Below are 209 nucleotides of genomic sequence, written 5' to 3'. Positions count from 1 at the left end.
GAGTAGCGGAATACGTCGCGAAGCGGGAATTCAACGCCTAGCTCCTTATGCATTTTGCTGACCAGCGTCGTCGCCCGCAGGGAGTGCCCGCCGAGGTCGAAGAAGTTGTCCGTTACGCCTACCGCCTTCTCCCGAACAAGCACATCCTGCCAAATGGCGGCCAGCTTCGCCTCCAGTTCGGTGCGCGGCGCCACGTATTCGCGGCCTCC

At 62.2% G+C, this 209-nt stretch carries 1 protein-coding gene; it reads right to left on the bottom strand.

Features of this window, described 5'->3' with window-relative positions; genetic code table 11:
- A partial coding sequence (locus tag G9G57_RS25595; RefSeq protein WP_164965706.1) for a phosphopantetheine-binding protein occupies positions 1–209 on the bottom strand: 209 nt, incomplete at both ends.

The organism is Paenibacillus sp. EKM211P (genome assembly GCF_011066175.1).
Lineage (GTDB): Bacteria > Bacillota > Bacilli > Paenibacillales > Paenibacillaceae > Paenibacillus > Paenibacillus polymyxa.
This window is presented reverse-complemented; position numbering and strand designations above follow the sequence as displayed.